At 64.9% G+C, this 21,331-nt stretch carries 16 protein-coding genes; 6 read left to right on the top strand and 10 right to left on the bottom strand.

Translation table 11 applies throughout. The features are described from left to right. Nucleotides 1-19: 19 nt before the first annotated feature. The 3 genes from AC0YKC_RS02370 to pdeM all read left to right on the top strand — a co-directional run bounded on the left by AC0YKC_RS02370 (nt 20) and on the right by pdeM (nt 4,409). A complete protein-coding gene (locus AC0YKC_RS02370; protein WP_488509730.1) occupies nt 20-877 on the top strand; it encodes a C40 family peptidase in 858 nt (285 codons plus the stop codon). A gap of 264 nt (nt 878-1,141) precedes the next feature. After that, nucleotides 1,142-3,673, top strand: coding sequence for a ligase-associated DNA damage response DEXH box helicase (locus tag AC0YKC_RS02365; protein ID WP_488510308.1), 2,532 nt, complete (start codon nt 1,142-1,144; stop codon nt 3,671-3,673). Between the two features lie 19 nt (nt 3,674-3,692). Continuing rightward, a complete protein-coding gene (pdeM, locus tag AC0YKC_RS02360) occupies nt 3,693-4,409 on the top strand; it encodes a ligase-associated DNA damage response endonuclease PdeM (protein WP_488509728.1) in 717 nt (238 codons plus the stop codon). Between the two features lie 3 nt (nt 4,410-4,412). Here pdeM and AC0YKC_RS02355 read toward each other — a convergent pair whose 3' ends face one another. From AC0YKC_RS02355 to AC0YKC_RS02340, 4 genes are read right to left on the bottom strand one after another with little or no spacing between them, the layout of a single operon-like run. Further along, entirely contained in the window at nt 4,413-5,351 is a 939-nt protein-coding gene (locus AC0YKC_RS02355; RefSeq protein ID WP_488509726.1) for a dimethyl sulfoxide reductase anchor subunit family protein, read from the bottom strand. 2 nt (nt 5,352-5,353) lie between these two features. Then, nucleotides 5,354-6,088 (bottom strand): 4Fe-4S dicluster domain-containing protein, encoded by a 735-nt coding sequence (locus tag AC0YKC_RS02350; RefSeq protein ID WP_434725162.1) that lies wholly within the window; start codon nt 6,086-6,088, stop codon nt 5,354-5,356. Continuing rightward, nucleotides 6,085-9,015: a molybdopterin oxidoreductase family protein gene (locus AC0YKC_RS02345; protein WP_488509724.1), complete on the bottom strand. Its 2,931-nt coding sequence runs from the start codon at nt 9,013-9,015 to the stop codon at nt 6,085-6,087. The genes AC0YKC_RS02350 and AC0YKC_RS02345 overlap by 4 nt, the downstream gene beginning before the upstream one ends. Beyond that, nucleotides 9,012-9,170 carry a hypothetical protein gene (locus tag AC0YKC_RS02340; RefSeq protein ID WP_488509722.1) on the bottom strand — a complete coding sequence of 53 codons (159 nt, stop codon included), beginning with the start codon at nt 9,168-9,170 and terminating at the stop codon, nt 9,012-9,014. Before AC0YKC_RS02340 ends, AC0YKC_RS02345 begins: the two co-directional genes overlap by 4 nt. A 123-nt stretch (nt 9,171-9,293) precedes the next feature. On the opposite strand from AC0YKC_RS02340, the gene AC0YKC_RS02335 reads away from it, so the two are divergent. Then, the gene (locus tag AC0YKC_RS02335; RefSeq protein ID WP_434725165.1) at nt 9,294-10,181 is read left to right on the top strand and encodes a LysR substrate-binding domain-containing protein; all 888 of its coding nucleotides are present in this window, start codon (nt 9,294-9,296) and stop codon (nt 10,179-10,181) included. A gap of 340 nt (nt 10,182-10,521) precedes the next feature. Here AC0YKC_RS02335 and AC0YKC_RS02330 read toward each other — a convergent pair whose 3' ends face one another. After that, nucleotides 10,522-10,647: a hypothetical protein gene (locus tag AC0YKC_RS02330; protein WP_488509720.1), complete on the bottom strand. Its 126-nt coding sequence runs from the start codon at nt 10,645-10,647 to the stop codon at nt 10,522-10,524. After that, on the bottom strand, nt 10,647-11,807 hold the full coding sequence (locus AC0YKC_RS02325; protein WP_488509718.1) for a ferredoxin--NADP reductase: 1,161 nt from the start codon (nt 11,805-11,807) through the stop codon (nt 10,647-10,649). Before AC0YKC_RS02325 ends, AC0YKC_RS02330 begins: the two co-directional genes overlap by 1 nt. Nucleotides 11,808-11,959: 152 nt before the next feature. Between AC0YKC_RS02325 and AC0YKC_RS02320 the strand changes: the two genes are divergently transcribed. Continuing rightward, nucleotides 11,960-12,436: a MarR family winged helix-turn-helix transcriptional regulator gene (locus AC0YKC_RS02320; RefSeq protein ID WP_320297692.1), complete on the top strand. Its 477-nt coding sequence runs from the start codon at nt 11,960-11,962 to the stop codon at nt 12,434-12,436. 479 nt (nt 12,437-12,915) lie between these two features. Here AC0YKC_RS02320 and AC0YKC_RS02315 read toward each other — a convergent pair whose 3' ends face one another. From AC0YKC_RS02315 to AC0YKC_RS02300, 4 genes are all read right to left on the bottom strand, one after another. After that, complete coding sequence (locus AC0YKC_RS02315; protein WP_488509715.1) at nt 12,916-14,172, bottom strand: Hsp70 family protein; 1,257 nt, start codon at nt 14,170-14,172, stop codon at nt 12,916-12,918. 191 nt (nt 14,173-14,363) lie between these two features. Then, nucleotides 14,364-15,155 carry a TIGR02186 family protein gene (locus AC0YKC_RS02310; RefSeq protein WP_320297690.1) on the bottom strand — a complete coding sequence of 264 codons (792 nt, stop codon included), beginning with the start codon at nt 15,153-15,155 and terminating at the stop codon, nt 14,364-14,366. After that, nucleotides 15,155-16,078, bottom strand: coding sequence for a sulfite exporter TauE/SafE family protein (locus AC0YKC_RS02305; RefSeq protein WP_140629510.1), 924 nt, complete (start codon nt 16,076-16,078; stop codon nt 15,155-15,157). Before AC0YKC_RS02305 ends, AC0YKC_RS02310 begins: the two co-directional genes overlap by 1 nt. Nucleotides 16,079-16,271: 193 nt before the next feature. After that, on the bottom strand, nt 16,272-20,285 hold the full coding sequence (locus AC0YKC_RS02300; RefSeq protein ID WP_488509712.1) for a peptidoglycan-binding protein: 4,014 nt from the start codon (nt 20,283-20,285) through the stop codon (nt 16,272-16,274). Nucleotides 20,286-20,747: 462 nt separating this feature from the next. Between AC0YKC_RS02300 and AC0YKC_RS02295 the strand changes: the two genes are divergently transcribed. After that, a complete protein-coding gene (locus tag AC0YKC_RS02295; RefSeq protein WP_320297805.1) occupies nt 20,748-21,212 on the top strand; it encodes a MerR family transcriptional regulator in 465 nt (154 codons plus the stop codon). Nucleotides 21,213-21,331: the final 119 nt, after the last annotated feature.

The raw sequence follows: 21,331 nt of genomic DNA, 5'->3' as shown, positions 1-21,331 counted from the left end.
ATTTGACTGGATTATCGATTTGACCGCCAGGGATGCCCGCCTTCACGCCTTCCGTTCCGACCTTGCCGATGCAAGGCTGAAGGGCGAGGTCGCCGCCGACCGCTTCGTCACCGGCCGCCCGGCCCGGATCACAGCGTCGGTCGCCGACCTGCGCAAGGCGCCGCGCCCCGATGCCGGAGTGAACACCCAGGCGTTGTTTGGCGACGACGTGCTGGTCTTCGAGGATGCCGAAGGCTGGGCCTGGGTGCAGGCCGAGAGCGACGGTTATGTCGGCTATGTGGCCGACAATCTCCTTGGTCAGCGCGAACATGCGCCAACCCACATCGTCTCCGTGCCGCGCACGTTTCTCTATCCCGGACCGGATCTGCGCTTTCCGACAAGTGGACAGCTGTCGATGGGCTCGACCGTGACGGTGACCGGCTCGGCCGAAACGCGCGGCACGCATTATGCGTTGCTGCCCTCCGGCCAGGCGATCGTCGCCGGCCATCTGCGGCCGATCGCCGAACCGGCAAAGGATTACGTCGCCGTTGCCGAGAGCTTCCTCGGCACGCCCTATCTCTGGGGCGGCGCCTCCGGCTTCGGCATCGACTGCTCCGGGCTGGTGCAGCTTGCGATGCGCATGGCCGGCAGGCGAGTGCTGCGCGACTCCGACATGCAGGCGAGCATCGGCACGCCGTTAGAGCCGGGTCCGGACTTTGCCGGACTTCAACGCGGCGACCTCGTCTTCTGGAAAGGCCACGTCGCTGTTATGACTGACGAAAAGGACATGATCCACGCCAACGGCCACACCATGCTGGTCTCGCGCGAAGGCCTGAAAGAGGCGGTCGACCGCATCGGCTATCTCTATGGCGGCCCGACGGGGTTCAGGAGGCCGTAGCGCCTTCACCTCTCCCCCTGTGGGAGAGGTCGGATTGCCCCGATTTGCTCTTCGCAAATCGGCTGGCAATCCGGGTGAGGGGTAAGCTTGGCGCCAAGCTGGAACACCCCCTCATCCGTCTCGGCGCTGCGCGCCGATCCACCGCCCGGGGGCGAGCCACGGGTCTCGCCCCGTCCTTCGACCCCACAAGGGGAGAAGGAACGCTGATCCCCTTTTGTTCCGATTTTCCTTGGCGATTTCGTGCCGCCGCGCTACCTGTTGCGGGTGACCGAGCAGCCGCGCCTTGCCGAACAGAATGCCGCCGTCCTGCTGCCCGAGCCATTCGTCAAATGGTTCGGCGAGAAGGGCTGGTCGCCGCGCGTCCATCAGCTCGAGCTGCTGGCCAAGGCTCAAAGCGGCCAATCGGTGCTGCTGATCGCCCCGACCGGCGCCGGCAAGACGCTGGCCGGCTTCCTGCCATCGCTGACCGAGCTTGCCAATCGACCCAAGCGCAAACCGGGCCAAGCGCATCGCGGCATCCACACGCTCTACATCTCGCCGCTTAAAGCGCTGGCCGTGGACATCGAGCGCAACCTCGGCAAGCCGGTCGAGGAGATCGGCCTGCCTGTCACCATCGAGACCCGCACCGGCGACACGCCCTCGCACAAGCGCCAGCGGCAGAAACTGGCGCCGCCCGACATCCTGCTCACCACGCCAGAGCAGCTCGCGCTGCTGATCGCCTCGAACGACGCAAGGCGCTTCTTCGAGGATCTGCGCTACGTCGTGCTCGACGAGCTGCATTCGCTTGTCACCTCGAAGCGCGGGCATCTGCTGGCGCTCGGCCTGGCGCGCTTGCGCGCCTTTGTCCCCGGGCTGCAGACCATAGGCCTGTCGGCGACCGTGGCCGAGCCGGATGAATTGCGGCGCTGGCTGGTCAGTCAGGCCTCTCCCGGCGCGATGTCCGAGCTGATTGTCGTTACGGGCGGCGCCAAACCCGAGATATCGATCCTCGATTCGGAAGAGCGGGTGCCCTGGGCCGGGCACTCGGCCCGCTACGCCACGCCTGAGATCTACCGCGAGATCAAGCGGCACAAGACCACGCTGCTCTTCGTCAACACGCGCAGCCAGGCAGAGCTGCTTTTCCAGGAACTTTGGCGCGTCAACGAAGACACTTTGCCGATTGCGCTCCACCACGGCTCGCTGGACGTCGCCCAGCGCCGCCGCGTCGAGAAGGCCATGGGCGAAAACGCGTTGCGCGCCATCGTCGCCACCTCGACGCTGGATCTCGGCATCGACTGGGGCGACGTGGACCTGGTCGTGCATGTCGGTGCGCCGAAAGGCGCCAGCCGTCTGGCGCAGCGCATCGGCCGCGCCAATCACCGCATGGATGAGCCGTCGAAGGCGATCCTGATCCCGGCCAACCGTTTCGAGGTGTTGGAGTGCCGGGCCGCGCTGGACGCCAACTATCTCGGCGCGCAGGACACGCCGCCCTTGGTCAATGGCGGGCTCGACGTGCTGGCCCAGCATGTGCTCGGCTGCGCCTGCGGCGCGCCGTTCCGTGCCGACGCGCTGTTCGAAGAGGTAAGGACGGCCGCGCCTTACGCCACCCTGGACAGGCCGACCTTCGACCGGGTTATCGACTTCGTCGCCACCGGCGGCTACGCCCTGAGAAATTACGAACGCTACGCCCGTATCCGCTTGAACAAGGAAGGCCTTTGGCGGGTTTCAAATCCGGCTGTCGCCCAGCAATACAGGCTCAATGTCGGCACCATCATCGAAGTGCCGGCGCTCAACGTTCGTTACGTCCAGGCCGGCAGCAGGGGGGCAGCCTCGCGCGGCGGCAGGGTGTTGGGAAAGATCGAGGAAGCATTTCTGGAGACTTTGACTCACGGCGACACCTTCATGTTCGCAGGCAAGATCCTACGCTTCGAAGGCATCCGCGAGAACGAGTGCTTCGTCTCGAACGCGCCCGGCAGCGATGCGAAGGTTCCCTACTACGGCGGCGGAAAATTTCCGCTTTCGACCTATCTCGCCGAGCAGGTTCGCGCCATGCTCGACGACCCGCAACGCTGGAAGAAGCTGCCTGAGCAGGTCGCGGATTGGCTGCGGTTCCAGGCGGAGAAGTCTGTGTTGCCGAAACGCGACGACCTGTTGATCGAGACTTTTCCACGCGGCAACCGATATTACCTGGTCGCCTATCCGTTCGAAGGCAGGCTTGCGCATCAGACGCTCGGCATGCTGCTCACGCGCCGTCTGGACCGGGCCGGCGCCAAGCCGGTCGGCTTCGTCGCCACCGATTATGCGCTGGCTATCTGGTCGTTGGCCGACATGGGCTGGATGTTCAAGCACAGGAAACCGTCGCTGGCCACGCTGTTCGATCAGGACATGCTTGGGGATGATCTCGAAGCCTGGTTCGCCGACAGCTGGCTGCTCAAGCGTACCTTCCGCAACTGCGCGCTGATTTCGGGCCTGATCGAAAAGCGCCACCCAGGCAAGGAAAAAAGCGGTCGCCAGGTGACCATCTCGACAGACCTGATCTATGACGTGCTGCGCAGTCATGAACCCGACCATATTCTGCTGCAGGCCACCCGTACGGATGCCGCGACCGGCTTGCTCGATGTCAGCAGACTTGCCGAGATGCTCTCGCGCATCCGCGGTCGAATCATGCATAAGAACCTCGAACAGATATCGCCGCTGGCGGTGCCGATCATGCTCGAAATCGGCAAGATGCCGGTGAATGGCGAGGCGGACGAAACACTGCTGATGGATGCCGCTACCCTCGTCGAAGAGGCCATGGGGCCGGAGATGGCGGGCTGAAAGAGAGAGTCGAGAGGGGATGAATTTTTCGCTGTCGCGTGCAACGCTGATCGCCGAGGCCGACCTTGTCGGCATCGCCGGCGAGCGCGCGGTTTGCGACCGGCGTGGCGTCCTCTATTTCCCCGATCTGCGGCTGCTCGCGGTCTCCGACCTGCATCTCGAAAAAGGTTCGTCCTTCGCCAGGCGCGGCGCGCTGATCCCGCCTTATGATACGGGTGCGACCTTGCTGCGGCTTCAGGCCGTGATCGCAGATTACCAGCCGCGGATCGTCGTCAGCCTGGGCGATTCCTTCCATGACGGCGCCGGCGCCGAGCGGATGCATCAAAGCTTCCGCGAACAGCTGGAAGCGATGATGGCCGGCCGCGACTGGTTCTGGGTCGCCGGCAACCACGATCCCGATGCGCCCGCCGACCTGCCCGGCGAGACGGTGCGCGAACTCGCCATAGGCTCGCTGCTCTTCCGCCATGAGCCGTCGAACCTGCGGGTCGAGGGCGAGATTTCAGGCCATCTCCACCCATGCGCCCGCATCGTCCAGCGCGGCCGCTCGGTCAGGCGGCGCTGCTTTGCCGGCGACGGCGGCCGCATGATCATGCCGGCCTTCGGCGCCTATACCGGCTCGCTCAACGTGCTCGACCACGCCTATGCCGGCCTTTTTCGGCTGGAAACGCTGATGGCCTATATGCTGGGCGCCGAGCGTATCTTCGCGATTTCGGGTTCGATGTTAAGGCCGGGTTAGAGGCTACTCTCGTCCATAGTACAGCATAACCGTATGCTTCGCCTCAGCGAAGAACAGCCAGCGCTCGACCAGTATGCCGGCGAGCTGGGAGATAGCCGCGGCCACCGACACAATCGCCGCGAAGGGCCACGGTAAGGCGAACGTGACGGCAAGCAGGACAGCTGGCGTGCCAAAGGCCATCGCCTGCGTGATCCGCCGCAGCTTGGCGCTATGCTTGCGGGCGATGCGGAAGCCCATTTCCTTGAGCAGGTAGTTCTCTTCCGTGTGCGGCCATTCCATAGAACGCACCGTGCCGCCGGCGAGGCCCGTCGCCGTGTTGGCGGTCGTCGGGATCTCCAGCCGGTCATTGTAGCGCCAGGTCGCGAGCTTCCAGCCCCAGCCGGCGAGCGTGGCAAGCAGAGTGCCGATGAGCATCGCCGTTGAGCCCTGCTTGAACGCCTGAAGCAAGGCGTTGGCGAGAACGCTTCCGGTCATGCCGGCGAAAATAAGATAAGCCGGCAAAGTATAGCGGCTGTGCCACTGCGCAATCGGCTTCAATGAGGCGTAGATCATGCCTGTCGTGCAAACGGTCGTCACCGCGCCTGCCGCCGCCAGCAGCCCGGCAACCGCCACCCAGCCGCCGCTTCGGCCGAGAAACACCCAGCCGATGCCGAACAGCGTGGCCGGGATGAAGGTCGCGACCGAGGCCACGCCTTCGCGCGACAGCCACGAGCTGCGCCATTGCGAGAAGGCGCGCCAGGCGCGCTCGGGCCGGCCGAGATGGCCCGTGGACGACAACAGACCGGCGACGATCAAGCCGAACGCCAGCGCCATGCCGACAGGGCCGAGCCAGAAATCGGCGGGAATGAACCCCAGCCCGCCAAGCAGGCCGAGCAGCGCCAGCAGGCCGTAGCCTGCCCCGGTAGCGGTGGTGAAGAAGACGACCGAGAAAGCAGGATGCATGATCAGTTCGAAAGCATGCGGTCGATCCAGCCGAGGAAACCGCCCTCGGCCCGGATCGGCTCCAGCGCCGGCGCATCCACCCTCGCCGCGCGCTGACCGCGCGCGCGCGGCGGCAGGTATCTGTTGGTCGGCTTGTAGCCAAGCTCCGGCATCAGCGCCACGCCGCCACGCTCCTCGACAAGTTGCGAGATCGCCGAAGCCGGATCGCCGAGATCGCCGAAATGCCGGGCGCTGGTCGGACAGGCGGCGACGCAGGCCGGCACGCGGTCCTCTTCCGCCAGATTGTCGTTGTAGATGCGGTCGACGCAGAGCGTGCATTTCTTCATCACGCCGACATCGGTGTCGAACTCGCGCGCGCCATAAGGGCAGGCCCAGCTGCACAGCTTGCAGCCGATGCATTTATCCTCATCGACCAGCACGATGCCGTCCGAGGCGCGCTTGTAGGAGGCGCCGGTCGGGCAAACGGTGACGCAGGCCGGTGTCTCGCAATGCAGGCAGGAGCGCGGGAAGTTCACCGTGCGGCCGCCCAGCTCCGTCATGTGCTCGTAAGTGTGCACCCGGTTGAACCAGACGCCGTCGACATGCCCGCCATAAGGGTCGATGTCGGTCAGCGGCGCCATGTGGCCGCCGGTGTTCCACTCCTTGCAGGCGGTGACGCAGGCCTGGCAGCCGACGCAGGTGTCGAGGTCGATGACGAGGCCGAGTTTCTTTTCGGTCCGGGCGGGAAGGCAGGTCATTCGGCGGCTTCCCTCTTCATGCGAAACGCGGCGCCGAAGCGGAGCACATCCGGTGAATGCTCGAAATGTGGCGGCCGGGCGAAACGCTCGAATTGCGGCTCGGTGAAGCCGGCTTCCTCAGGCGCGCATTTTGCGATCCGCACGCGCACGTCGAACCATGCCGCCTGTCCGGTGATCGGGTCTGAATTCGAATAGCGCTTGCCGTTGGCGTCGGCGGACGTCTGGTCGCCGATGATGTGGTTGAGCAGGAAGCCGCGATTGCTCTCTGCCGCATCGTCCTTCAGGCCCCAGCTGCCGCGCCGCTTGCCGATCGCGTTCCAGGTCCACACCGTGTCCGGGTTCACGCCGTCGATCAGCTTGATCTGGCCCTTCACCCTTCCGTTGACGCTCTCGATCCACACCCAGTCGTCGTCGGCAAGGCCAAGGGTGGTGGCGGTGTCTGCATGCACAAACAGCCGGTTCTGGCTGGTGATCTGCCTCAGCCAGGCATTTTGCGAGCCCCAGGAATGGTACATGTGCATCGGCCGCTGCGTCAGCGCATGCAGCGGATATCTTTCGAGATCGACGGCGTCTTCCTCGACAGGCGCGTACCAGAACGGCAGCGGGTCCATGTAGGTCTCGATGCGGTTGCGCTCGGCATCGGGTGGCTGCACCGTGCCATGGCCGCGCGCGGCGAGGCGAAAGCGCTGGATCGGCTCCGAGTAAAGCTGGAAGACGATAGGCTCGGCCTTGGGGATGAAACCCATCTCGACGGCGAAATCGAGATAGGCGCGGTTGCCCATTTTGTAATAGCGTTGGTCGTCGGAAAAATCTTGGTGCCAGAAGCCGCCATTGTCGATGTAGCGCTGCAGCTGGTCAGGATTGACGTCGCCTCTGCCGATCGAGCCGCCATCCTTGCCGCGCCAGCCGGCTAAAGGGCCGATGCCTGGCGTGCGCTCGTGGTTGACGATGTAATCGGCATAGTCGCGGTATTTCGCCGAACCGTCCTCCTCGACGAAGCAAGGCAGGCCGAGCCGCGCGCCGAGCTCGATCAGCACCGATTGGAACGGCCGCACGTCGCGATCCGGCTGCACCACCGGATGGCGGATGGCATCGCCCGGACCGTCCGCATGGCTGATCGGCCGGTCGAGCAGGCTGATGCAATCATGCCGCTCGAGATAGGTGGTGTCGGGCAGCACCAGGTCGGCGAAAGCCACCGTCTCCGAATAATAGGCGTCGGAATAGATGATGAATGGGATCTTGTAGGCGCCGGCCCCGTCCTTGTCGGTCAGCATGGCAATCGTCTCGACGGTGTTCATCGACGAGTTCCAAGCCATGTTCGACATGTACATCATCAGCGTGTCGATCGGATAAGGATCGCCGGCCCAGGCATTGCGGATGACCGAATGCATCAGCCCATGCGCGGCCAAAGGCGCTTCCCAGGAATAGGCCTTGTCGATGCGGGTGGGCCGGCCGGCTTCGTCGACAAGAAGATCGTCCGGGCCGCAGACGAAGCCGAGCGGCATGCCGTCGAGCGGCGTCATCGGCCGGACGTTTTTTCCGCATGGCTTCGGCCCCGGCGGCGCCGGACGCGGGTAGGGCGGCTTGAAGCGGAAGCCGCCGGGGACATCGACGGTGCCGAGCAGCACCTGCAAGAGATGGATGGCGCGGCAGGTGTGGAAGCCGTTGGAATGGGCGGAGATGCCGCGCATGGCGTGCATCGACACCGGCCGGCCCTTGATCGTCTCGTGCCGCCGGCCCGCCCAGTCTGTCCAGGCGATCGGCAGCTCGATCGTCTGTTCGAAGGCGACATGCGCCAATTCGGCTGCGATCCGGCGGATCGTCTCGGTGGCAACACCGCAGCGCTCCGCCACCGCGTCCGGCGCGTAGGTCTCGTCTAGATAGCGCTCGGCAATGAGTTGGAACACCGGCACGCAGCGCCGCCCACCGATCTCATAGCTACCGGTCAGCGCCAGCTTCGCTACGGGGTCGGCTGCGTTGGCCGGCCGCTTCGCCACCCTGTCCCAGGCAAGTGGGTTGCCATCCGCGTCGCGAACGAACAACCCGTCGTCGGCGGATCCAGGCGCCTGCACGACAAGCACCGGCGCGTTGGTGTAGCGCAGCAGATAGTCGAGATCGATGCGTCCGGCCTTGAGCAGTTCATGGACCAGCGCCAGCACGAACAGGCCGTCGGTGCCTGGCCGGATGCCGATCCAGTCGTCGGCGATCGCATTGTAGCCGGTCCGGCAGGGGTTGATCGAAACCACCTTGGCGCCGCGCGCCTTGAGCTTGCCGAGGCCGATCTTGATCGGATTGGAATCATGGTCCTCGGCGACACCGAACAGCATGAAGTATCTGGTGTTGTCCCAGTCGGGCTCGCCGAACTCCCAGAACGAGCCGCCGATCGTGTAAAGCCCGCCGGCCGCCATATTGACGGAGCAGAAGCCCCCATGCGCGGCGAAATTGGGTGTGCCGAATTTCGACGCCCACCAGCCGGTCAGCGATTGCGACTGGTCGCGCCCGGTAAAGAAGGCGAGTTTTTTCGGGTCGGTGCGGCGGATCGCCGAGAGGCGCTCGGTGGTGATGGTCAGCGCTTCGTCCCACTCGATCTCGCGGAACTCGCCCGAGCCGCGCGGGCCTGTCCTCAGCAGCGGCTTCTTCAGCCGCGCCGGGCTGTAATGCTGCATGATGCCGGAGCTGCCCTTGCCGCAGATCACGCCGCGGTTCACCGGATGGTCCTTGTTGCCGTTGATGTAGCGGACCTTGCCGTCCTTGATGTGGACGTCGATGCCGCAGCGGCAGGCGCACATGTAGCAGGTGGTCTTGGCGATGCGGTCGGAGACGCTTGGCGAGGTCTCTACGCCGTCGCCCTCATCCGGCGCTCGGCTGTCGGCCAGCGGCCGCTGCGAGGGTGCGGAATTGGCGCCGCGCGGCGCGGCTTTGCTCATGATCCGCGAATGCTCTTGCCGCTCGCCATCTTGGCCTTTGTCTTGGGTCCCGGGCCGCGCATGTAGTGGAGCTCGGGATGATAGCGCTCGCCGGCCAACTGCCGCTTCAGACGGCGGTTCCAATGCGCGAACAGGGATTTGAAGCGCCCGATCATTTCAAACCTTGGCGGCAACGCACCAATTTTTTCCAACTTCCGATAAAAACTTAGAACAAACCCATTAATGCGTCTAACAAGCAGCTCTTGTAATTCCGATCGATTTTGCTTCTTAGTTGGCCCATGACTCTCGACCAGTTACGCATCTTCGTCGCCGTCGCCGAGCACGGCCATATGACCAAGGCCGCCGAGCGGCTCGGCATCTCGCAGTCGGCGGCGTCGGCCGCTATCCGCGCGCTCGAAAGCCAGCATGGCGTGCGGCTGTTCAACCGGGTTGGCCGCAATATCGAATTGGCCCAGACCGGCCACCGCTTCCTGCCGGAGGCGAAGGCGGTCCTGGACCGCGCCGCGGCTGCGCGCGGCGTGCTGGAGGATGTCTCCCAGACCGTAGCCGGCAGCCTGTCGATCGCGGCCAGCCAGACCATCGCCAGCTACTGGCTACCGCGTCGCCTCGCGTCCTTCCATGAAGCCTATCCTGCCGTGAAGCTGAGCGTGACGATCGGCAACACCAGGCAGGTCGAGACCAATGTGCTGGACGGCCGCGCCGATTTCGGCCTGGTCGAAGGCCGCACCGAGTCCGACATCCTGCGCCGCGCCACCGTCGACGAGGATCGCATGATGCTGGTGGTGGCGCGCTCGCATCCCGAGATTCCGATGACCAGGGCGGGCAACCTCGACATCAGGGCATTGCGCTGGATCATCAGGGAGGGCGGGTCGGGCACGCGCGAGGCGCTGGAGGATTTCGCGCACAATCAGGGGGTTCCGCCGGCGGAGCTGCAGATATTCCTCGTCCTGCCCAGCAACGAAGCCGTGCGTCAGGCGGTCGAGGCCGGCGCGGGAGCCACGATCATCTCGGAGCTCGTCGTCGCGCGCTCCCTGGCGGAGGGCAGCCTCAGAGCCGTGCCGGTCGAACTGCCGAAACGCGACTTCGCCATGATCACGCACCGCGACCGCCAGGCGAGCCTTGCCCAGATGGCGCTGAAGGCGCATCTGGGTGGAAAGGTCGGCTGAGCCCAGGGCGCAGCCGGATTGCGTTGTTGGGTTGCAGATCATCGCGGACGTTCGCGATTGGGCCGAAGCCTGCGAACTTCGTCATCCACGGGCGGAGCGACGCGAAGCGGAGCGCAGACCCGAGGATCCATGCCGTTACCCCGGCCGAGGGGTGCTGCGGAGCAGGATTTTGCGCCGTAGCAGCGCTCTGAAGTCACGGAATGGATCCTCGGGTCTGCGCCGCGTCGCTGCGCTCCTTGCTCCGCCCGTGGATGACGAAGAGACGGGCGTTTTGGCCAATCTCCTAGGCATGCCGCCCGCCACTGGATGCACTGCCCCAGCTAATTGCGACAAACAACGCTCACGCGAACTTCCGCCGCGCATCCAGCGCCAGGCCAAGCCCGACCGAGCCGAACATGTCGCCTTCGATGACGGAGGACTGCGGCACCCGCGAGAGGATCCGCCGTTGTTGCGACAGCGTGATCATCAGTATCCGGCAAACACCTCCACGCGGACGTTTTCGGCCTTCACCCCTGCCGCTTTGAGCAGAGTTTCCATCGCCGCAACCATTGCCGGGGGACCGGCGAGACTAAAGACCGGGCTGGCGATGTCGCCGAGATGCCGTTCGATCATTTCGCGCGTGATGAAACCGCGCTCGCCTTGCCAGTCCCCCGCATCGGTCATTGTCGCCACCAGCTTGAAGCCGGGGTTCTCCCGCGCAGTCTGCTCTAGTTCGGAGAGGAACGCGGCGTCTTCTGCGCTTCGATTGCTGTAGAAGAGAATGAGGTTACGGGCGCGCGCGTGCGTGGCGGCGTCACGGATCATGCTGCGAAACGGTGTGATGCCCATTCCGCCCGCAAGGAACACCGCCGGCCGCGCGGCATCGCCATGCAGCGTCAAATCACCGTAGGGGCCTTCTATCTCGACAGCCGATCCGACAGGCAGGCTTGCAAGACCGCGCTTTAAGGCGGAGTCGGTGAGCCTGGTCGCAATCACCAGATCGGCGTCGTCCGGCGCGCTTGCGATGGAAAAGGTCCGCACGCGGCCCTTGCCGTCCGCTTCCTTCAATCCAGGCAAAGTCACATAGACGGCTTGACCGGCTTTGAAGGCAAAGCCCTCCGGCTTCTTCAGGTGGATCGCAAGCGTGCCGCGAGCGACGTTTTCCTTGCCGATGAGGCTGGTCGTATAGGCGACGCCCCGCTTGAGGAAGCTGCCACGCCGCCACTTCGTCAGCTTCATACCGTCCCGTATCGCCAGACCGAGGAGCGTGATGTTTGTTGCGCCGGCGATCAGTTCGAGCGCCTGCACGATGTAGAACGTCGTGTCGAACTCGCCCACCCGTGCCTTCGAGGCGAGAAACAGTGCCGCCGGGATGAGGACGACAATGCCGTTCACCGCTATGAACGGCATACGCTTCAGCTTCGTGCCGACAAGCCCTTGGCGCTGCCCCTTCGACCAGGCGAAGCCCGAACCGCCGGTGGCGGCGAGAGCCGGGATCAGGATGAAGAGACCCCATGGGATAGCCGTCTTCACCGCGACTACGGCCGCTTCGGAGCCGAAGAGTTCGGAAAGCGCAGTTGAGAGCCAGAAGGTCGCGATGGTGAGGACGGCAATCAGGCCCGCAACGGGATGGACGATCTTGAGCATCGCTGCCCCCCTTAACGGCTGACCGCCCACACGCCGAGCACTGAGAAGGGACATAGTGGCTCTCCGTCCAAATTGTCTCTATGGTGTCAATTCGTAGCAATGGACACATAATATCTTGACATGATGATGTCAATAAAGATAGGTGATGACAAATGAACGACGCCATTCGCACCCCGGAAGGCGAAGCCTTGACCGATCTGATCCTCACCGTGTTCCGGGTGAACAACCTGACGCTGACATGGGGCGACCGGCTCGTCGCTCCGCTCGGGCTGACCAGTGCTCGGTGGCAAATTCTCGGCGCAATTGCCTTGGCCGACCGTTTGCAGCCGGTGGCGTGGCTTGCCCGCGATCTCGGCGCAAACCGGCAAAACGTCCAGCGCATCGTCAACGATCTCGCGAAGGAGGGCTTGGTCGAGTTCCAGCCCAATCCGCACCATCGTCGGGCGCACCTCGTCGTGCTGACCGACAAAGGGCAGCGAACCTACGACGCTGCGATTAGGGCTTACGACCCGCGCGCCAACGCGCTCGCAGAAGGGCTCTCGGTTCAAGACATCAAAACCACGCACCGCGTCATGCTGGCGCTGCGGCAAAAACTTGAAGGTGAAAACGATGCTGAAAAGCACGGCTGATCGCTATGGCGCGATCCCCATCACGATCACCGGTTAAGTGCGATCCTCGTCTTTGTAGCGATTGGCCCCGGATTCCAGACAGGCAACGCTATCGACCCGGCAGCCAAGGCCGCGCCCAGATGGCGCTGAAGGCGCATCTCGGCGGGAAGGTCGGCTGACGCCAAGCCGCGTCCCAGGATGAGGATTGTCGCAAAACGCTCGCGATTGGCTGGCACCTCCGAACTTCGTCATTCTGGGGCAAAGCAGTCGCGTAGCGACCCTAGAGTCCATTCCGTTACATCCGCCCGGGAATGCAACGGGGCAGAATTCTGCACGGTTGTGACACTCGGATGTCACGGAATGGATCCTCGGGTCTGCGCCGCGTCGCTGCGCTCCTTGCTCAGCCCGTGGGTGACGAAGAGACGGGCGTTTTGGCCAATCTCCTAGGCATGCCGCCCGCCACTGGATGCACTACCCCAGCTAATTGCGACAAACAACGCTCAAGCGTATTTGCGCTGCGCATCGAGCGCCAGGCCAAGCCCGACCGAGCCGAACATGTCGCCTTCGATGACCGAGGCCTGCGGCACCAGCGACAGGATCCGCCGCTTCGCCAGCTGGATGGCGGTCGAGCCGCCAGTGAGGAACACGGCGGTGATGGCGGAGGCGGCAACGCCGGCATCGGCGATCGTCTGTTGGACCGTCTCGGTCACGCGTTCGATGTCGCCACCGATCGTCTCTTCGAGGCCCGCGCGCGTGATCTCGGCCGCGAAGCGCGCGCCGGGCAGCGACACTTTCACCTGCGCCGAGGGCTGGTCGGTCAGCGCGATCTTCGCCCTTTCGACCAGGCCCGCCATCGCATGACCGTAGCGATGCTCGACGACGTGGATGAAGCGGTCGACGAGGTCGGCACGCTCTGCCTCGTAGCGGATCTGCCGCAGGTCGTTCATCGCCTTGGCCGTGTAGACGAGGTTGATGCGCTGCCAGGTCGCCAGATCGATGAAATAGGCCGCGGGCAGGTTGCGCTTGTGGTCCTTGGTCCGGGTCAGATAGCCGAGCTCGGGCATCACATGGGCGATGCTCAGCAGCCGGTCGAAGTCGGTGCCGCCGATATGGATGCCGCGATTGGCGAGGATGTCGGCCTTGCGGTCGGTCGAGCGCGCGCGCTCCGGCGAGACCCGCACGATCGAGAAATCGGAGGTGCCGCCGCCCATGTCGACGATCAGCGCCAGCTCCTCGCCGGTGACCGTCTGCTCGTAGTCGAGCGCCGCCGCGATCGGCTCGAACTGGAAGGCGATGTGCCTGAAGCCCTGCGCGCGGGCTGCTTTTTCAAGCTCGCCTTGCGCCTTCATATCGGCGGCCGCATCGTCGTCGACGAACTGCACGGGCCGGCCGAGCACCACGTTATCGACCGGACCGCCCGCATCTTCTTCCAGACGCTTCTTCAGATGATCGATGAACAGGCCGATGATGTCGACGAAACCGATCTGGCGCGCCTTGATGCGTGTCTTCTCGTTGGCCAGCGAACTGCCGAGCACGCTCTTCAGCGAGCGCATCAGACGGCCCTCGATGCTGTCGGTGTAGTCACTGATCGCACGGCGGCCGAAATAGGTGTAGCCGTCCTCGAAGTTGAAGAACACGGCGCTGGGCAAGGTCGGTTGCTCGCCTTCCAGCGCCACCAGTCGCGCGCGGCCGTCGCGGATCACGCCCACCGTGGAATTGGACGTGCCGAAATCGATGCCGCCGAATGCCGATCGCATCGCAGCCTCCTGTCGTTGTTTCATAGCGGCAAGCCGACGCATTGCGCGCCGTCATCCGGAAGGCCGGACCGCTCTATCGAAATTGAATGTGTTGCTTGTCCCCAGGGCTGGGAGGCGGCGATGTATCGCAAAACCGGGAAAAGGGAAACCCTCTTTTGACGGGAAATCGGCCCTTCCATTTTCCCGGAAGATCAATCCTTGCGGAAGATGAGGCGCCCGAGCCAACCGGTCAGCATGGCGAGCGATATGGCGAACACGCCATAGAGGAAGGAATAGTCGTGCGCGACACGGAAGATCGACTGCTCGAAGCCGGATTTGCGGATTTCGAGCTGGGCCGAGCTTTCCTTGACGAACATGCCGCTCTTGAACAGGAACGCGCGCGCCTTGTGCGTGCCGACCGGAACATTGGGCGCCAGGCGCACGGTAGCGCGAAACAGGTTCTGCGACAGGAACTGCACGCCGCCGACATTCTCGCTGTAGAGGCCGGTCGCCGCCTTGCGGTCGCGTAGTGCGGCGGTGAACTCCTCGATGGTTGCCGGGCTGTCGGTCTCGTCGGCGGGCTTCATGTAGAGGTTCTGCGCGCCAAGCGAGAGCTGCTTGTACTTGGCAGGCTCGGCGATGTCCTGCAGCGGCCGCGTCGTCGCCACCGAATAGGAGACCGGCACGTTCTCGAACGTCTCGGAGTCCAGGTTGATCCAGACGCCGAGCACCCGGTCCTTGCGCCGCACCACGACGGGCCTCGGCGGCCCTTCGAGCACGACGATCACGTCGTAGCGTCCTTGGCGCGCGACCAACGGATCGGGATTTTCCAGCGATCCGAAGATGGTGAGGTCGGCGCCGGAGAAGCCTGCCGTGATGGAAATGGCGTCGGTCGACAGGCCGATCTGGATGCTTTCGGCGGGCGGCGTCTGCGCCGTCGCCGGGGAAAGGGCAAAGAGCATCGACAACAAGACGGCGGCTGCAAATGCTTGTCGTGCCGCCATCAGTTGAGGCCCGCGGCGGTAAGCGAATAGAGATTGGGCGGCGTCACGAAGAGATCGACGGCAAGGCGTATGGCGACGGCCAGAACCAGCATCGCCAGCAGCGCCCGCAATTGCTCGCCGCGCAGCCTCTGGCCGGCCTTGGCGCCATATTGCGCGCCGGCGACGCCGCCGGCCATGAGCAGGAAGGCCAGGATCACGTCGACCGTCTGGTTGGTCGTGGCATGCACCAGGGTCGTATAGGCCGAGGTGAAGATGATCTGGAACAGCGAGGTGCCGATAACGACGTTGGTCGGCACCTTGAGCAGGTAGATAAGCGCCGGCACCATGATGAAGCCGCCGCCGACGCCCATGATCGACGAAAGGAAGCCGATCCCGGCGCCGAGGCCGAGCACCGGGATGACGCTGACGAACAGCTTCGAGGCGCGGAAGCGCATCTTGAACGGCAGCCGGTGGATCCAGTTGTGCTGTCCGGATTTCTTCAAGACGGGCGCGGCGCCGCTGCGGCTGGCGCGCAGCGCGTTGACGCTCTCGACCAGCATCAGCCCGCCGACGGTGCCGAGCAGCACGACGTAGAGCAGCGAGATGAACAGGTCCAACTGCCCAAGACGGCGCAACAGTGCAAAGACGAAGATGCCTGCCGTCGAGCCGACGATGCCCCCGGCCAGAAGCACGCCGCCCAGCTTGAAATCGAGCGTGCCGCGTTTGAAGTGCGAGAGCGCGCCGGAGAAGGAGGAGGCGATGACCTGGTTGGCGCCGGTGGCCACCGCAATCGCCGGCGGGATGTTGTAGAAGATCAGGAGCGGCGTGATCAGGAAGCCGCCGCCGACCCCGAACATGCCCGACAGGAAGCCCACCGCCGCGCCCATCGCCAGCAGCACGAAGACGTTGACGGAAATTTCCGCGATCGGGAGATAAATGCCCACCCGGCTGTCTCGATCAGTTTGTCTTTCGGCGCATAGTGCCGTCCCCGGACACTAAAGCACCGAAAAGCCAATTTTTTATTGCGCCGGCGCGGCGGCGGGGTTCAAACCCCGCCGCCGCGTCGAAACAAAAACCATCTCAATCAGTTAACAGGCAAATGTGTGGCAAGGCGTCGCGTATGCGACGCGCCTGCCGTTATTTGTGCGCCAGGAGCGCCTTGACGAGCGGCGCGTCGACCTCGCCGGTCGGCTTCATCTTGTTGTCGGTCTGGAAGGCCATGATGGCGTTCTTGGTCTTGCCGCCCATCACGCCGTCGGCACCGCCGGCATCGTAGCCGTTCTTGTTGAGGATCAGCTGGATGTTCTTCACCGCCTTCTTCATGTCGATGCCGGCGGTGGTCTGCGGCGCGCTGTCCTGCCAGGATTCCGGAACGTCGGCAGAGTTGGCGGCCGCGTTGAGCGGCTTGGCCTTCCACAATTCCGTCGCGGCACGCGCCCGCTCAAGCTGCTCGGGCCGCAGCGCATTGGCGATCTCGTCGCGCTTGGCAGCGGCGTCCTTGTCGCCGGTCTTGGCGACGATCGCGAACCACTTGTAGGATTCTTCCAGGTTCTGCTTCATGCCGACGCCCTTGGCGGCCAGGATGCCGAGGTTGAACTGGCTGTCCTTGACACCGAGGTCGGCGGCTTCCTGGAACCAGTGCGTGGCCGATTCATTGTCGGTCACGCCGTCCGCCGCCATGGCGAACAGCACCGCCAGATTGTGCATGGCGCTGGCGTTGCCCTGTTCGGCGGCAAGCTGGTAGTAGGTCTTGGCCTTCTTGATGTCGCGCGCGACGCCGATGCCTTTTTCGTAGAAATTGCCGATCCGGTATTCGGCCGGCGCGAAGCCTAGCTCGGCCGATTGCTCATACCATTTGGCGGCCGCCTTCATGTCTTCCTTCACGCCGCGCGATTCCGCATAGCGCGAGCCGACCTCGAACAGCGCCTTGGCGTCGCCGCCGGCGGCCGCGTCGCGCAGCGCCACCGGACCGATTTCGGAGGGAATGTCGAATTTGGCCGCGGCCGTCTGGCTTGCCGCGGACGGCACCGCGCCTGTCGTGTCGGCGGAGGTAGTCGTCGGCGCGCCCGCCGGGGTGCTCTCGGCTGCGGGACCGGTCGTCTCCGGGGCGTTGGCCATCGGCTGCGTATCGCCATCCGTGTCCGTCGCGGTGGCGGCTGCGGCAGGCTCGGACGGCGTCGCCGAAGCCATCGGCGCGGACGCCGGTTCGGCCGGCATGGCTGCGGCCGCCTCAGGACTTGCAGGGATGGAAGCGGCCGGTGCCGCGTCAATGACGGGCTCCGCCTGCCTGACGGGGTGGGCAGGGGCGCTTTTGGCCTGCGTGGTGTCCGCGTCGGTCTTTTGCGTGTCGGCCTTCGGCGCGGCTGTGGCATCGAGAGAAGCCGTGTCGACCCTCTGCGTGGAGACGATCGGGGCGAGCTGGTTGTTGGCCGTTTCGACGGGATCGGACAAGAAAGCCTTGCCCAGCTGCAGGCCGGCCAGCGCCATCATGATCGCGGCGGCCGCCATCAGGATCGGCTTGCGCCGCGCCTTGAGCAGGTCGCCTATCCTCAGCGCCTTCACCGGGCCGGTCATGGTCGATTGCCGCTTCAGCGTGTCCGCTTCCGCGGCGGCGGCCTGGGCCGCGCGGCGGGCCGCGGCGATGAAATCGGACTTGGCGGCGTCGCCCTCGGTGCGCCGGGTCGGCTGGCCGCCGCGTTCGTCGCGCACGCGCTTCATGATGGCGTTGAGGTCCGGCGCGCCGGAGCCGGGTTCCAAGGGCCGGTTCGCGGCCCTGGGGTCGAGCGGCTCGTCGATGTCGACGCTCGGCACGTCGCCGACCGGCGCCGAGCCGGCAAGCGGCTGCGTGTCCGCTTCCTTCTTGCCCTTGAAGGCGCGCGCTAGGCCGCTGAACATCGATTTCCTGCGGCCGGCCGTCTCGCTCTTGTCGCCGATCGCGTCCGGCCCCAGGGCTGCCAAGGCCGCTTCAGCCGCTGCCTCGGCGGGCGTGCGCTGCTCGCTTGTCTCATCGCGCATGATGGCCGCCGCGCGGCCTTCCAGGCCGGCCATGTCTCCGGTGAGCGGCAGCGGCTGGTCGATGTCCATCGACGGTGCGTCCTGCACCGCGATCTTGCCGCCCCGGCCGCCGCGCTTGCCGGCCGGTTGCGGATCGACCAGTTCGCTGACCGCTTCGCTGGTCTCGCTCGTTTCCAGCGAACCCAACCGGTCGACGATCTTGAGCAGCGTGTCGTGGATCGCCTCGAATGTCCGCGAGTTGCGTTCGTCGGAGCGGCGGGTGAGCGCTTCGAGCGTCTTCAGGTCCTGGGCGAGGCCGGCAACGGCGGTCGCGTTGGTCTGGGCCGTGCTGGACGTCGAATCGGCAAGCGATTTGACGGCGCTCTCGGCCGCCTCGCGCGCCACGCTCAAGATGGAATCGCGCGTGCCGGCCAGCGACTTCTCGATCTCGTTGAGGCGCGGGCTGATATCTTCGAATTCGGGCAGCGGCGTGCCGGGCTTGGAGAGATGTGCCGACAGGCCGGCGACCTGCGCTTCCAGGCTGCGGATCAGGGCAGGATCGATGCCCGCGACCTGCTGCGCGGACGATTCCAGCCGGCTGGAAATGTCCTCGAGCCGACTTTCCAGCCCGCGGATCGCCATGTCGTTGGCGGGATCCGGGATGCGCGTCTCGATGCGCTTGGCCAAAGCGGTGAAGCGGGCGTCGATCGCTTCCATGATGCCGGCGCTGTCGTCCTGGCGCGTGCGCTGGTCGAGCCTGTCCGCCACCTCGTCCAGCCGCCGCTCGAGATCGCGAAACAGGATGTTGCCCTGTTCCATCGCGTCGCCCTGGCGGCGCTCGAGCAGCATCGACAGCGCGTCGAAGCGCTGCTCCAGGCCCTGGAAGATATGTTCGGCATCGGGCATGGCCGGTGCGCGGTCCATCTTGTCGGTTATCAAGGCGATCTGCTGGCCGAGCCGCTCCATGGCCTGCTCGGGCAGGTCGGCGCGGCCAGCCAACTGGTCTACGCGGCTGGACAGAAGGTTGAGGTGATCGAGAACTTCCGCTCCAGGCCGCGACTGCGCGACCTCTTCGATCTGAACCGCCAGCGATGCCATGCGCTTCTCGATCCGGCCGAAGGTTTCGGGGTCGAAGGCATTGGCCTGCGCAGCCACGGTCGAGGCGACGATGGCGCGGGAGATCTCGTCCAGCCGCTCGTCGATCATGGCGAGCGTTTCGCCGCCGCGCGCGGTCTGCTGGCCGGCGAACCGGTCGACCGCGCCGGCAAGCGTGCGCACCTTTTCCTCCAGCGAGCGCAGCGAAAGCGATTCCGGCAGGCTGTTGACGGCGCTGCTGATCTGTTCGAGCCGGTCGGTCAGCACCGAAAGGCCCGGGCCTTCCGCGCGCTTGCGCTGGTCGGCATCGACGCGGTCCTCGAAGGCGCTCCAGCGGCGGTCGAAATCGTCCCAGCGGCGGTCGACCTTCTGCAGGCTTTCCTCGCGCGCCAGCGTGTCCAGCGCACCCTTCACCTGTTCCAGTTCCAGCCGCAGCAGGTTGATGCTGCGATCGTCGCTCTTTTCGGCGAGCGACTGGATGGCGCCCGAAAGCCGTTCGAATTCGAGGCCGAGTTCGGCGCTGCTCTTGTCCGGCATGCCACCCGACGGAGCGCCGCGCTGGCTGTTGGCCTGCATGGCGCGGTCGATGTCCTGGCGGAACGCCTCGAATTCGCGCTGCAGGCCGACGGTCATCTGGTGGCGCAATTCCTCGCGCAGGCCGCGCAGTTCGACGGCGATCTTGCCGACCATGGCGACGCTGTCTTCCTGGCCGCGCACCCGGTCGATGTCGCGCGCGATCGCCTGATAGGCCGGCGCGGGATTTTGCGGGGCGCGATCTTGCGGCCGCGGATTCTGCGGCGCCGGGCTTTGTGGCACCCGCTCCAGGGGCCTTTGCGGGGAATAGGGATCCTCGTACCAGCGCGGTTGGCCATAAGGCTGCGTGCTTGGATAACGCGGCTCGGCCGGCCGCCGCAGGTCGGGGCGATCGGGCATGTCGGCCCGCGTCCGGTCCAGCCGCTGCTCCAGCGTTTCGAGCGAGCGGTTCAGTTCTTCGAGCGAGGGCTGCGGCCGGCGTTGCCTGCCGGCGTTGAGTGTATCGAGATAGGACCGCTTGCTGTTCATCGATGCGCCCGTGTTCAGAATGGCCGGCCAAAGCCGGTTTCCCAAAGTCCTGCCGGGAACGAAGCGAGCCGAGCGGTTTTGCTGCGGAGGAAGACGGGCTTCCCGGGTTTCACCCACGCTTCGAAAAACCGTGAAAAATTCGCTACAGGATAAACACGGGTGACCGACATGCGCACATTTCGCCCAACGTGGTAAACAAGGCGTTAACCAAGCTTAAGAAGTCGCGCATAAATCGTGAGCCGCCTGACAAGCTGGTATCCGGGTGCGGCATAAAGGTCCGTTTCGACAACGCCCTTGCGTCACCCTGCTGCTGTCGATATAGAATTGACGTAAACGTAAAAGGTGCGAAGCCGTGCCTCTTGCGATTGACTTGTTGCAACCACGATTGGAAGCACGCCCCCGCTTCCATTCAGGCGACGCTTGGTCCGCGACCGCGACGCCACCAGGGGAAAGCCAGTGACCATGAAACTTGTTTCGCCCGGCGAGGCCGCGGCCAATACCAATGACATACCGGTCGAAGCCGGCGAGGAATTCGTCCGCATCGGCGAGATGGCCAAGAAATACGGCGTGACGTTGCGCACGCTGCGTTTCTATGAAGACAAGGGCCTGCTCAATCCGCATCGCGATGGCTCGACCCGTCTCTATACACGCCGCGACAAGGCCCGGCTGAAGCTGATCCTGCTCGGCCGCAAGGTCGGGTTCTCGCTGCGCGACGTCAAGCAGATGATGGACCTTTACGATCCGAGCGGCACCAACACCAAGCAGTTGCGGCTGGCGCTCGACAAGTCGGAGAAGCAGCTCGCCCGCCTGCAGAAGCAGCGGGCGCTGATCGACGATGCTATCGGCGAGCTGAGCAACTCGATGTCGGTCGTGCGTCAGATGCTCGTCGAGCGCGCCGCGCCGGCGCAGGCCAGCGCCGCCGGCTGATCGCCCGCTCTCCGGAAACACCCCGGACGTAGAAGCCGCGTGGCCATAGCCGCGCGGCTTTTTTGTCGCCACAATGCCTGACCGCTCACATAAATTTTTGGCTGCGACGAAGTTGACGT

The sequence above is a fragment of the Mesorhizobium sp. CNPSo 4661 genome, assembly GCF_057784215.1.
The sequence above is the reverse complement of the archived record's forward strand: the minus strand, read 5'-3'. Positions and strand labels throughout refer to the sequence as shown.